Annotated in this window: 13 protein-coding genes; 3 read left to right on the forward strand and 10 right to left on the reverse strand. The window is 43.3% G+C overall.

Annotated elements, in window-relative coordinates; genetic code table 11:
- Positions 1 to 17: 17 nt before the first annotated feature.
- The 3 genes from AWH66_RS12005 to AWH66_RS12010 form a co-directional block, all read right to left on the reverse strand.
- Entirely contained in the window at positions 18 to 557 is a 540-nt protein-coding gene (locus tag AWH66_RS12005; protein ID WP_063606849.1) for a hypothetical protein, read from the reverse strand.
- Between the two features lie 10 nt (positions 558 to 567).
- The gene (locus AWH66_RS25935; protein WP_167360948.1) at positions 568 to 744 is read right to left on the reverse strand and encodes a hypothetical protein; all 177 of its coding nucleotides are present in this window, start codon (positions 742 to 744) and stop codon (positions 568 to 570) included.
- A gap of 179 nt (positions 745 to 923) precedes the next feature.
- On the reverse strand, positions 924 to 1,841 hold the full coding sequence (locus tag AWH66_RS12010) for a LysR family transcriptional regulator (RefSeq protein ID WP_063606850.1): 918 nt from the start codon (positions 1,839 to 1,841) through the stop codon (positions 924 to 926).
- A 157-nt stretch (positions 1,842 to 1,998) separates the two neighbouring features.
- Here AWH66_RS12010 and AWH66_RS12015 point away from each other — a divergent pair, with 157 nt between their 5' ends.
- Positions 1,999 to 3,996 carry a methyl-accepting chemotaxis protein gene (locus AWH66_RS12015; protein ID WP_063606851.1) on the forward strand — a complete coding sequence of 666 codons (1,998 nt, stop codon included), beginning with the start codon at positions 1,999 to 2,001 and terminating at the stop codon, positions 3,994 to 3,996.
- Between the two features lie 59 nt (positions 3,997 to 4,055).
- Here AWH66_RS12015 and AWH66_RS12020 read toward each other — a convergent pair whose 3' ends face one another.
- Positions 4,056 to 4,523 carry a YjiG family protein gene (locus AWH66_RS12020; RefSeq protein ID WP_006069530.1) on the reverse strand — a complete coding sequence of 156 codons (468 nt, stop codon included), beginning with the start codon at positions 4,521 to 4,523 and terminating at the stop codon, positions 4,056 to 4,058.
- Positions 4,520 to 5,257 carry a nucleoside recognition domain-containing protein gene (locus tag AWH66_RS12025; protein ID WP_063606852.1) on the reverse strand — a complete coding sequence of 246 codons (738 nt, stop codon included), beginning with the start codon at positions 5,255 to 5,257 and terminating at the stop codon, positions 4,520 to 4,522. The genes AWH66_RS12020 and AWH66_RS12025 overlap by 4 nt, the downstream gene beginning before the upstream one ends.
- A gap of 325 nt (positions 5,258 to 5,582) precedes the next feature.
- Here AWH66_RS12025 and AWH66_RS12030 point away from each other — a divergent pair, with 325 nt between their 5' ends.
- Positions 5,583 to 6,758, forward strand: coding sequence for an MFS transporter (locus tag AWH66_RS12030; protein WP_063606853.1), 1,176 nt, complete (start codon positions 5,583 to 5,585; stop codon positions 6,756 to 6,758).
- Positions 6,759 to 6,807: 49 nt separating this feature from the next.
- Here the strand turns inward: AWH66_RS12030 and AWH66_RS12035 are convergent, their stop codons facing one another.
- Positions 6,808 to 7,953, reverse strand: coding sequence for a ribosomal protein uL16 3-hydroxylase (locus tag AWH66_RS12035; RefSeq protein ID WP_063606854.1), 1,146 nt, complete (start codon positions 7,951 to 7,953; stop codon positions 6,808 to 6,810).
- A 159-nt stretch (positions 7,954 to 8,112) separates the two neighbouring features.
- On the opposite strand from AWH66_RS12035, the gene AWH66_RS12040 reads away from it, so the two are divergent.
- Positions 8,113 to 8,523 carry a hypothetical protein gene (locus AWH66_RS12040; protein ID WP_143081499.1) on the forward strand — a complete coding sequence of 137 codons (411 nt, stop codon included), beginning with the start codon at positions 8,113 to 8,115 and terminating at the stop codon, positions 8,521 to 8,523.
- Between the two features lie 289 nt (positions 8,524 to 8,812).
- Here AWH66_RS12040 and pstB read toward each other — a convergent pair whose 3' ends face one another.
- From pstB to pstS, 4 genes are all read right to left on the reverse strand, one after another.
- Complete coding sequence (gene pstB, locus AWH66_RS12050) at positions 8,813 to 9,559, reverse strand: phosphate ABC transporter ATP-binding protein PstB (protein ID WP_394628588.1); 747 nt, start codon at positions 9,557 to 9,559, stop codon at positions 8,813 to 8,815.
- A gap of 116 nt (positions 9,560 to 9,675) precedes the next feature.
- Complete coding sequence (gene pstA / locus AWH66_RS12055; RefSeq protein ID WP_063606857.1) at positions 9,676 to 10,512, reverse strand: phosphate ABC transporter permease PstA; 837 nt, start codon at positions 10,510 to 10,512, stop codon at positions 9,676 to 9,678.
- Positions 10,509 to 11,438 (reverse strand): phosphate ABC transporter permease subunit PstC, encoded by a 930-nt coding sequence (gene pstC, locus AWH66_RS12060; protein WP_063606858.1) that lies wholly within the window; start codon positions 11,436 to 11,438, stop codon positions 10,509 to 10,511. The genes pstA and pstC overlap by 4 nt, the downstream gene beginning before the upstream one ends.
- A 53-nt stretch (positions 11,439 to 11,491) precedes the next feature.
- Positions 11,492 to 12,535: a phosphate ABC transporter substrate-binding protein PstS gene (gene pstS, locus AWH66_RS12065; RefSeq protein WP_063606859.1), complete on the reverse strand. Its 1,044-nt coding sequence runs from the start codon at positions 12,533 to 12,535 to the stop codon at positions 11,492 to 11,494.
- Between the last annotated feature and the right edge of the window lie 109 nt (positions 12,536 to 12,644).

The following is a 12,644-nucleotide window of genomic DNA, read 5'->3' on the forward strand; positions in this document are numbered from 1 at the left end:
TGAAACTTGGCAAAAATCTAAAAGCTCCAGCCGATTCGTGTAATGAAGTGAGTGAGTTGCCCATTGTGAGAGTCCACCAAGCTGGTTTCCAATCCTCCTGATAGAGTTAAACCAAAATCGAAACTAGCAAGTACTCCGGTGCCTAGTGCAAGAGCTTTGTTGTCCTCATCTTTGTAACGATAATCACCCACACCGCCTGAGAAATAGAACGCGACGTTATCAGTAAATCCGTAAGAAGCACCGAGCATATAGGTTTGAAGTGACGGCTTTTCTCCACGTATCTCAGAATACTTTAAGTGTTGGTAACTCAATAACGGCGCCCAGCCATCCTTACTAGGCATTTTCCCAGCCATGGCACCGATATTGTGTTGTAGAGAGTTGCTCCATGTGTCACTCCAAGCAAAGCCTGCTGACACGAATAGTTTGTTTTTGTCTTCACTGTTAATAGCGTCTTCTTGTTTCGCTTCCGCAAGTGAAAGCCCTCCTAATAAAAGGAAGACTGTTGCAATTAATTTGGATACCCAAGACGGTTTAGCTTGCACTGATTGCATATTCATATTGTCACTTCTATTTAAAGTTGAGATTGAAACCAAATTCGTAAGTACCTTCCGTGGTACGAGGTTCACCTGGACGCACACGGTGTTGCCCGTATAGGTACTTCACATAGGGTTCAATGTATTTGGGTCTAAAAGTAAGAGTAAAGTCGACGTGATAAATACTAGGTTCTAGTGTGGTTTCCGACATAATTCGCTCGTAGTCTTAATACATGCAAAGTTGACTATATCTAAGAAGTACGACATACATTTCTTACAATGAGGCGAGTTTACGCTGGATGTTAAGGTATTCTAATGAAAGGATTGAATGAGATAAATTACCTTCAGTTATTAATAAACAAAGGTAATGGAAGTGATAACTAAATGGAATTATTCCTTTAGTATGTCGAGGAGCTTGGTATGCAGCCAGCGAGTCGTGGCATTATTGCGATTTTTGTAATGGTAAAAGGCGTTAATATCAGTATTGACTGTTTCGCTTGCAAATAATATTTCTAGCGAACGAAGTCCTGGGTTGGCGTCAAGATTGAGGTACCTTGAGCCAGGAAAAAGAACATCGCTATTCTTAACAATATCAATGATAGCTGAAGGTAGCTCCGATCTAAATACGATGTTGGCTTCAACTCCGTGTAGTTTCATCATTTTCTCAGTGTTGGAAATATTAGAGTTCCAGTCTGCCGCAATTAAAGTCGCGATATCAAAATTACCACCTTCTAACAGGTCTACTTGGTTCTTGTTAAAAGGGTGTTCATTCCTTACATAGGCACGAAAATCATCTGTAACCAAAAATCTCTGAATGAGTTCTTTTGGTGCGTGCGAGATACTGTAATTAAGCCCAATATGAATGTCATCATTAACAATGTCTTGCAGAGTAGTCTTACTCCAGTTCAAAAACTGTATTTGTACTGATGGAGCCTCGCGACGCAAAGATTGAAATAGTTTGGTTGCAATACCTGAAAGGAAAAATGGGGAAATAGCAATCTTTATTGTCCCTTCAAGTTTCGCAGGTTCGAACTTTGAGGAGTGGTTTAAGGCGCCTGCCAATTCATCCATTATAGGAGAAATAGATTCCGCCAACTGGGTAGCTTTCTCCGTAGCTCTAAGCCCATGATGAGTTTTTACAAATAGCTCATCATCAAAATGGTCACGAAGCCTTTGAAGCGCCTTACTAATAGCAGGTTGCGAGACAAATAACCTTTCAGACGCCTTACGCATATTTCGCTCTTGATTAAGAATGATAAAGGTTCTTAAAAGATTCAAGTCAAGGTTGGCGAATAAGTCTTTTGCCATTAGAGGTATCCTAATACTGCTTAGCTTCTATTCAATATTAAGTACAAACACTTACCTTCGCAAAGAGTTGGTAACAAATCGTAAAACAAAACATTGAATTTTTGAGATAGATGCCGATATAGTGATGAATTAATCAGGATTTTATAGAGGTTTAAGGATGAAGCTCTCGATATCGGGTAAGCTCAGAACAAGTTTTCTGGCGCTTGGCGTACTTTTTATCGTCTCATCACTTTTTGTGTATCGCAGTGTCGAAAGCGTGCAAGTAGACACTCAGTCTTTGTTATTACATGACCTTCCAACGGTCGATGCCAGTCGGCAACTTGGTCAGTCAATTCAAGAAACCGTTTCAGAATTGCGAGGTTTTCTGCTCTTAGTGGGTCCTGAAGAGCAAGTCGAAAGTTATCGTGGAGAGGTTCTCTCAAAAATAGATCATGTCGATATCCAGCTTATTAGCTTGGAGTCCCTGATATCTTCTCAGCAATACCAAATCATCAATGATGAATGGAGCACTATTAAAGCAACTTCAGCTGATATTTTGGCAATAAGCCATACCGATGAAAATTTGCCGGCGCACTCTTTATTTATTAATGAAGCGGCTCCCATTGCGGAAGTGGCTCTGGATCAGTTGCAAGGACTGATCAACGATGAGGCCGGAAAAACGGAAGGTGGAGAGAGAAAGCGACTCTTTAAGCTTTATGCCGATGGCTATAACTCTCTAGCTAATGCCTTAGCGGCTCTACGTGACTACTTGCAGTATGGTGCGCAGGACTATCTAGATAAATACGCGGACTTAATGAAGTTTCATGATCAAGTCGTGACTCAAATCGGTTACAAGCAATCATTTATGAGTGATAGCGATCAAAGCTTATGGTCTCTTTTTAACGAAATGAAAGCGTTATATATTCCGCTCGCGAAACAAGTTATAGAGGTACGACAGTCAGAAGATTGGAATCGCTCGAATAGTCTTATGTCTGACGTTTTGCTTCCTTCGATCAGTGTCGTTCAAAACGAACTAAATGGTATCGTCAGCGCGCAACAACAAAAAGCGTCATCGACAGAGCAAAGTATCCGCAGCAGCGTGACCACTCTTATTGTGATGCTAGGTGTCAGCTGTATCGCGGTACTTGTCGCAGCATTCGTCATTTCTCATATTATGGGGCGCCAAATCGGGGGGCGTATTTCCCTAATTGTCAAACGAGCTCAAATTATCGCGGATGGCAACGTTTCGAGTGAGGCACTAGCGGTGTCTGGCAGTGATGAGCTTGCTGATCTGACTAAATCTATTAACGCCATGAACCATGCGTTGGCAACATTAGTTGGTCAAGTAACCAACAGTGTAGAAACAGTTGAGCTGAGGATGGGGAATTTAACTCAAAACAGTCGTGAAAGTTTGACTAATGTTGAACAGCAGTCACAACATGTTGATGAAATTGGTCACTCCTTGTCTGAGGTCGCAGTAGGGTCTGAACAAACGGCTAGTCAAGTACAGTTGTCATCCTCTGCATTGGTTGATGCGAAACAAGAACTGGTTTCCGGTGAAAGCGTGTTGACTGAAAACCATACAAACATGACTTCGTTAGTCACGGCCATTGAAATAACACAGCAGTTCGTTGAGCAATTAAGTAACGAAAGTCAAGCGATCGGGAAAGTGACTGAGGTCATCGAAGGATTAGCAGAGCAAACCAACTTACTGGCACTCAACGCAGCGATAGAAGCAGCGAGGGCTGGAGAGCAAGGGCGAGGTTTTGCAGTTGTTGCCGACGAGGTGCGAATGCTCGCAAGTAGAACGACGGAGTCGACAACGGAAATCAACACTATTATTCAAGCTATTCGAACCTCAATAAACAAAGTCGTAGAGCAAATCAATGTCGGAACCACTATAGCTTCCGAAGCTATGGAGCAAACCAGTGGTGCGTTGAGCCGAATTCAATCATCCGGGGAACAGGTTGAACTTGTGAATGACCAGATGGCAAGTTTGGCGGCAACAGCGGAGCAGCAGGCTGTTGCCACTCAGTCTATTTCGAAGCTCGTTAACGAAATTAACGAGTCGCTCAAATTAGTGGCGGAACAATCTCGCACCACGAATCATGTGACAGAGCAAGTCACCAGTAACGTGGGAGAATTGCACGCTCAGGTTGCAAAATTTAAGGTCTAGAAAACAAAAAATGCCCTTCATTTGAAGGGCATTTTTTACATATTTTGAGCGCTTTTGTGCTAAACCAGAATATTCATTAGGAACATAGCGCCAAAGGCGTTCAAGACAGAAATTGCAATCATTACTGGAATATAACGACCTTCTGTGCCAATTGGACCCATGATACGTCCCATATATTGAATCTGAGAGCCCATCAAATAGATTGCTGGAGCTAGAATGGCAATATGAGTACCGTTTAGAATACCTTGGTCAAATAGGGTGATAACTACACCAACAGCGCCGCCCATAGACATCCAAGCACCGATAAGTACTGCGGCAGCTTCACCCGGTAAACCGAATACAGCCATCACAGGAGAGAACAAAGCGCCCATTGCATCCAATGCGCCCGTTATCTGTAGAGCTTTAATAATGACAAATGCCATTAGAACGTTAGGAACCGTGGATGTGGTTGCAATAACCCAACCTTTCTTAGCACCTTCAACAAAGATGTCTGTCACCATAGGTTTTTTTGCTTTTACTTCACTCATGATGCAGCCTCTTGTTTCGTCATAGTTTCATCGTCTTTTTTCGACTTGTCTTCTTTACCTTCAGTAATATTTAGGTAAACACGGAATAGGTTTGCACCAACAAATTTAAACAGGAACATAACAGCTACGGCTAAACCGATTGACGAAGAAACCGCCAGTGAACCGTCCATCATCGTTAACGTAAACAGCACCGCGCCAGAAGAGAAGAAGTTAACAATTGCTGCGCCAGCAGTGAACTGGAACATAGTGAAAACATCAGTTTCGCGTTTGGTCAAATGACCTTCGTCTTTCAACTGACGAGTCATTGCAGCACCAGCATCAGTACTTTGAAGTGAAGCGATAAGCGCCAAGCCAGAGTTACCCGGAATGCCCATTAGAGGACGTAAAAGAGGAGAAAGAAGTTTGCGAGCCGCATCAAGTGCGCCGTAGTGCTCTAGAACATTGATCATGCCCAGTGCAAACATAACGGTAGGAATTAGTGTTAGTGCAAAAATGAAACCGTCACGAGCACCGCTACCACCAACACCTCGAAACGAAGTGGTAGCAGCTTGTACGCCAGCTTCCGTTTCAGTTACGTTGTGGGCAACTTGTCCAAATGCACCGTTTAGGGTTGTAAAGTCAAATACTCCATACCATTCGTTGGATTGGAGTAACCCAGAGAAAAACACAATAGCAAAAGCCAGCGCGATGTAGCTTCCTATTGTTACCTTACGTTCTTTAGTTGAATCAGTCATATGACAGCCTTGAGATAGTGGAACAGTGTGCATATTTTGAGGAGTTTGATGTGCTAGAGAGATGATCGCGGTCAATTAGAATATGTATTTATATGAAGCGACTGTAACAAAATATATATCTGTGAATTAGCTTTGAAATTAGATATAGCTCTGCTAATCCCAAGGTTAAATTTTCTAATGAGAGTGCGGGATTTGTATTCAATTTGGTTAAGGAACAGAGTGGGCATTAGTCATAGTATGTTACCTAACTATCCCGTGTTTTACTTATTTCGCAGCAGCATAATTGGGACACTTTGGGATACTTTTAGACAGTAGGTTCCTAATTATGATGGAAAAACATGGTATTTCATATTGGTACGCAGCAGCGTTTATGTTTGGTGCGGTACAGTTGGTGGCGTTACCGATTTTGATTCCAAGTCATATATTTGAAGTAACAGGGTCGATGGCACATACTGGCGCAGCTCTAGCTTTTGTGGGATTGAGTGGTTTTGTTGCGCCAATCATAGGCAGTGTGATAGATCGTCTGCGAGTGCATGCCTTAGCGCAGCAGCTCGCCTTGTTGAGTCACGTTGTTGCGATGGTTATTTTTGCGTTTGTCCCTCAAACATTGGCAATGTATTTGGCTACGTTTCTTGTCGGCTTGGGCTCAATCACTTTAATGACGGTTAATCCTACATTTATTGTAGCTGCGGGTTACAACGACGAACAGCAAGCTCTGCGTCTTACTCGAATGAACCAAAGTATTTTTGTTGGTGCTGTTATGATGGGAGCAATACTCCCCCTGAGTATAAACCTGAGTTCTCAAGTAGCATTTCTTGTCGTAGCTATTACCGCGGTACTCTCATTAATGATCAGTGGAATCGACAGTAAGAAAGCGGCATCACGTTTGGTACTAGAAGAGCCTACTGAGTCAGAAACAATGAAAAAAGGTCATTGGAATGCCACGTTCGTGACGTTTTTATTGGCGGTGTTCATTGCTATGATTGCGAGTTCTAATCAGGTGGCGCAAGGTCCTAATCTATTTGAAAGCTTATTCTCAATCGATAAGTCAGCAACTTCATTATTATTGGCATTCTCTTCTGTAATTAGTTTACTAACGTTGGATGTCGCAGGTCGAGCGTTAACGAAATTTGGTGCAGGGAAGGTATGGATCTTCGGTTTAATCGGTTATGTTGTTGTCGGTTTGGTATTGTCTTTACTGGTGACAGGGCACACGCGATTTTTCTATTTGCCGTTAGTCATGCATTTGTTGTTTATGCAATGCTTATCTATGGTCGACATGGTTAAGCCGGCTATTGTTGCCAAAGTAACCACTCTGCCTCCGGCTTCTACACAAGGCTTGCTACTGTTTGCCATCGCGGGGGGTTATGCTGTTGGTACAACGATGGGTGGAATCACCGCAGAATGGTTTGGTATGGCGAGTATTTTTAGTTTGGTTACAGGCGCTTCAGCGATTGCTGGGCTGTTTGCTGTACTTACGTTATCAAGAATCAAATCTTAGAAGAAAAATTGGCGTGTTGACGGTAAACGCAGACACGCCATTATACTAGTTATTCAGCAAACCAATAGCCTTTATTGACTAGTTCAGTGATTAACGAAATCGCAGCGGAGTTTTGTATTATCGATTCTCCGCTGTTTTCAAGACAAATAGTATCTTGGTTAGTGAGCAATTCTGCGAAGCTGGTTAACTCTTCAGGAATCTTGAACATTTCACCGTTTACATAAACTATGTTCGGCTCGGTTTCGTGTGAAAGTGTTCTTAATCCAGCTACTTTGAATATATCGCCACCACTTTCTAGGTGCTGATATACATCCTCGCAACTCCACTTTGAACTAGGTTCAATAATGTTCAGTTGGTGTCGAGATTGGCTCAGCATGCATCCCATAAAATCTTTGATAGTGTCTTCGTCATCCAGTTTCGCTTTTAGCATACTGACTAGGGAATCTAAGTCGCTTGTTGAAATCTTACCAAAGTTATCTTGTGTGCGAAGATCGGGCTTGTGGAGATGCTCATCACCATAATCGTGAGCCAAAATGTAATCAGCGAAGTTGCTGATAAGTTCTTGTTCTTTGGGAGAGCGGAATCCAACAGAGTAGCTCATTGACGGTTCAAGGGCGTATCCATCGTGTGGGAAGCCCGGTGGAATGTAAAGAATGTCACCGGGCTCTAAAATTTCATCAATTTCTGCTTCGAAAGACTCGATTTGGCGTAGCGCTTCGTGACGCTGAGTTTCTTTATACTGTCCAACATCTTTTGCGCCAACTCGCCAGTGACGTTTGCCCATGCCCTGAATAATGAATACGTCATATTGATCGATATGAGGACCAACACCACCACCCTCGACAGAGTAGCTAATCATTAGATCATCAAATAGCCATTGCGGCATAGTTTGAAAAGGTTTAACAAGTTGCGCGGCACCGTCATGCCAATGGTTCGCGGCCTGAACGATAAAAGACCAATTACTTTCTGGCAGAGAGGCGAATTTATCATCATCAAAAGGACCGTGTTCGGCTTGCCAATTATTCTCAAGATTAGATACAAAGCGTGAGTCGACCACTTCTTCCATCGTTAATCCTGCAAGTTCTTCGGGCGTGATAGGATCTTGGAATTCTGCGAATCCCCCTTTGATGATTGTTGGCTTTTTTTGCCAATAATTGCGTAAGAACTCGTCGAGAGAGATGGTCAATTTATACATGGTTTTACCTAGTCTTCGTTTGATTGCGGAGGGATTCTAACAAAAACCGCTAGCAACACCCACGATAATCACGATGGCTCACGTTTTTCACTCTCGACACTGTTTATTAAGTGAGTGGCGCCTATGCTTGAAAAGGTGTCAATTAAGGAGGTCGGGAGCTTGAAAGTAAAAATCTTGGTGTTATCGATGATGTTAGCTGTGATGGGATGTACAAATACGCTTCCGACGCAGTCAGACTATAAGCCGCAAGACAATTATCGACACTTTGCGGCGGAAACCATAGGTAAGTACGATGGCGTTTCTTGGTATGAACAGGGCTTTAGTCTCAATAACTACGCTGTTCTAGAATTAGGAAGCGTCACCGCGGAGCGTAAAGCAAACCAAGCGTATGTGTCACAGAGTGTCGTTGATACATTGCGTTCTGAACTCGAACAATCGCTTCGAAAACAGATAGAGAAAAGCCCTGCGGAATCATCGATGAATAGCGAACAAACTCTGGAAGTGGCTGTGGATGTACAGAACATTGAAGGGGTTTCCGGCGCAGTGAAGCCAACCGATTTTATGCGGTGATCGATTTAGCTAAGGTTGTGTCAGGCACTCGTGATCGTAACCTGCGATTGATTGTTTCCATCGAACTTGTTGAGAGCGTGAGTAAACGAGTAGTTGGAAAGCGGTTATTCGTTATCACTGATAAAGGGGTCTTGGAGAATCGAAACTCAGAAATAACCGTAAAGTTACTTGAGCCAGATGTTAAAGAAATCTCTGATAACGTTTCTGCGTTCATCGAATATCTGAGTCAGAGAAGTTAGCCCACTCTAATAAGAGCGGGCCAAGAAGATGAGCAGTTAGTTCTGCAATACTAACCAAAATCCCCAGAAATATAGCGCCTTGTGCGCTCGTTTACTGGGTTATGGAAGATGGTCGCAGTATGTGAGAACTCTTCGAGCTCTCCCAAATACATAAAGCCTGTGTAGTCAGATATGCGCATTGCTTGCTGCATATTATGTGTGACGATAACGATCGTGTATTTTTCTCGTAACTCCGTAATCAAGGTTTCTATTGCTGCAGTCGCAATAGGATCAAGTGCCGAAGTCGGTTCATCCATCAAGATAACTTCTGGTTCTAGGGCGATCGTACGTGCAATGCATAGCCGTTGTTGCTGTCCACCAGAAAGGCCATTGGCATCGTGATGCAACTTATCTTTTACTTCTTCCCAAAGGTGCGCTCGTTTAAGTGCCGATTGAATACGAGCATCAATTTCGGCTTTTGATAGCTCACCTTGTATCCTTAATCCAAACGCCATATTGTCGTAAATAGACATTGGGAACGGTGTAGGTTTTTGAAATACCATACCGACTTTAGAACGCAGTTCATTTACATCTGTATTAGAAAATATGGATTCTCCATCAAGAAGAATCTCACCTTCTGCGTACTGGTTACCATAGAGATCATAAATACGATTTAAGGTACGTAGTAGCGTGGATTTTCCACAGCCTGACGGTCCAATTAATGCCGTTACTCGGTTTTTATAAATCGGCATCGACACATTCTTCAAGGCAGGATTTAACCCCTTAGCATAAAAAAAGTTTAGATTCTGAATATCCATACGGTGTGTCAGATTAGACACGTCGTTGGCGTTGTTTGCCTCACAATCAAGGGTAGTAATGCAGCTTCCAAGAATAGATTGTTCGCTATTTTGAATTATGTTTGCAGTAGCCATACTTATGCCTTTCTCGCTTTTAGAAGTTTCGGCAAAGCTGTTGCCGTGATATTAACAATCAAAATAAAGGTGGTAACGATGAGTGCGCCCGCCCATGCCAGTTCTTGCCAAGAGGCGAAAGGACTCATAGCAAATTGATATATGGTGACAGGAAGGTTAGCCATTGGTTTGCTTAAATCAGTGGTTAAGAAACTGCTGTTCAATGAAGTGAAAAGCAGAGGAGCCGTTTCGCCAGAAATACGTGCAACAGACAGTAATATGGCAGTTATAATCCCGGGGCCAGCAGCTCGATATCCAAGCTGGGTGATGACTCGCCATTTAGGAGCGCCTAGGCCACTTCCAGCTTCTTTCAATGTTGGTGGGACCAAGCGAAGCATCTCTTCTGTAGACGCTACGATCACAGGCAATGCCAATATTGCTAATGCAATTGCACCTGCCCAGCCTGAATAACCTCCGGTTGGAACGACGATAACCGCATAAACAAACAAGCCTACTAGGATTGATGGTGCACTCATAAGCATTCCGTTTAGGAAGCGAATTGATTCTGCAACCTTATTGCCAGGCTGAGCCTCCGCTAACCATGTTCCAGCAAGTACTCCGATAGGTGTAGCTATGAGGATGCCTATGGTGGTGAGCATTAGGCTGCCCAATAGAGCATTTTTGAGTCCACCATGACTGCCAGGACCTGGAGTAATCTCAGTAAAGACTGCCCACGTGATGCCTTTGATTCCTTCACCCACTAAGGTATACAGTACGCAGGCCAATACAAAGACACCACATGCTGCAGAGAAGGTACAGAATGCGAGAAATAGTTGATTCTTTAGCTTTCTTATTTTCATGATGCTTTCCCTACTAGACGACGAGCAAATCCCATCACGAAGAACGTAATAAAGAAAAGCACGACGCCAAGCGCAATCAGTGATGCAATATGTATTGGATCGGTGGCTTCATTAAACTGCTGGGCAATAGTCGACGAGATTGATGCAGCAGGCATAAAGAAAGAAGTTTCAATACGGTTTGCACCACCAATCACAAAAGCGACCGCCATGGTTTCGCCTAGTGCGCGACCCAAACCTAAGATACCAGCACTCACGGTTGCGTTTTTCACTTTAGGAATCAGTACCTTGGTAATTACTTCAAAAGGTGTCGCTCCAGTACCATAAGCCGCTTCTCTCAACACATTGGGGATAGACTTTAGTGCGTCTCGTGTAAGTGACGTCATGATTGGCAAAATCATGAAGGAGAGAATAATGCCCGCAGTAAGAAGTCCGATGCCAATAGGCGGACCATTAAACCAAGATCCGATGATAGGGGTTTCAATAAGGTGTTGACCGGCCCAGGTTTGGAAGCCATTTGAAAACCAAGGAGAAAAGACAAAAAGACCCCACATACCATAAATAATGCTTGGAATAGCCGCTAGCAATTCGATCGCTTTACTTACCGGTACACTGACCCATTTAGGCGCTAACTCAGCGAGAAATATTGCTGTACCTAAGGCAATAGGGACGGCAATAATAATGGCAATTAGTGATGTCACTAGAGTACCGTAGATGGCTGACGCAGCGCCGAACTGGCCTCGAATCGGATCCCACACGTTATGGAATACAAAGCCCGGTCCGAATTCCTTAAATGCAGGCCATCCTCCATCAATGAGTGACAATAAGATTCCAGAAAGAGTAACAAGAATAAGTATGGCACTAGTAAAGCTCAATCGTTCGAAAATTGAGTCGCCATTTACTTTGTTGGATAAAGTTAAAGTAGTCATAATACTGGGAATACGAGCCTAGACCTCGAGAGGCGAGGCTCGTTAATAGTGAATTATTTAATAATGGCTTGATTGTTGGTTTTTAGACTTTGTTTCCAAGTGTCATTAACCATGCTAACGACTTTCTTCGGCATTGGAATATAGTCGAGTTCTTCAGCAGCTTTGCCTTGGGTATAGCTCCATTCAAAGAACTTAATAATCTCTTGTGCTTTCTTGGCGTCAGGTTGATTCTTATGCATTAAGATGAAAGTTGCGGCGGTCATTGGCCATGAATTAGCCCCCGGTTGGTTATTAAGAAGCAAATGATATCCTGGAGCGTCTTCCCAATCGGCGTTTGCGGCTGCGGCTTGGAATGTTTTCATGGTTGGCATTAGATATGCGCCATCGCGAGCCTGCATTTGTGTGTACGCCAAATCATTTTGTTTAGCGAATGCATATTCTACATAGCCGATAGCACCGCGAGTGCGCGTAACGAAGTTGGCGACACCAGCGTTACCGTTTCCACCAATTGCCGTCGCTGCCGAAGGCAATGCGATGTCTTTGCTTGCACCGATTTTTTCGTGCCATTCGGGGCTAACTTGATCAAGATATTCAGTGAAATTGAATGTAGTACCTGACCCATCAGAGCGGTGGACAACATAAATAGGTTGGTTCGGGATCACTATATCTGGGTTAAGTCCCGTAATAGCTTTATCGTTCCAGTTCTTGATATTTCCTAAGTAGATATCAGCTAATACTTTGCCTGTCAGTTTTAATTGACCTGCCTTGATACCTGGGAGGTTGATTACAGGGACAATCGCGCCCATGACCATAGGAAATTGAATCATGTCTTCTTTGTTCAACTCTTCGATGGTAAGCGGTGCATCTGTCGCGCCAAAGTCTACCGTTTTTGCTGTGATCTGACGAATGCCACCACCAGAACCGATAGCTTGATAGTTGATCTGGATACCCGTTTCCTTTTGGTATTGCTCAGCCCACTTTGCATAGATTGGATGAGGGAAAGTCGCACCCGCACCGTTAATAGTGGTCTTTGCTGCCAAGCCGAATGATGCAGTGACTAACACAGAAGACAAGAGAGCTGCTCTGATAAATTTCACAATATATCTCCGATATAATTCGTTTAGTGTGGGCCATTAAAAAGGAGTAATACTTTTTAATGGCCCGGTTTAGTTTTGTGTTCAAATAAAACTAAGGTGATTGAAACTA

The sequence above is a fragment of the Vibrio barjaei genome, from assembly GCF_001639065.2.
Lineage (GTDB): Bacteria > Pseudomonadota > Gammaproteobacteria > Enterobacterales > Vibrionaceae > Vibrio > Vibrio barjaei.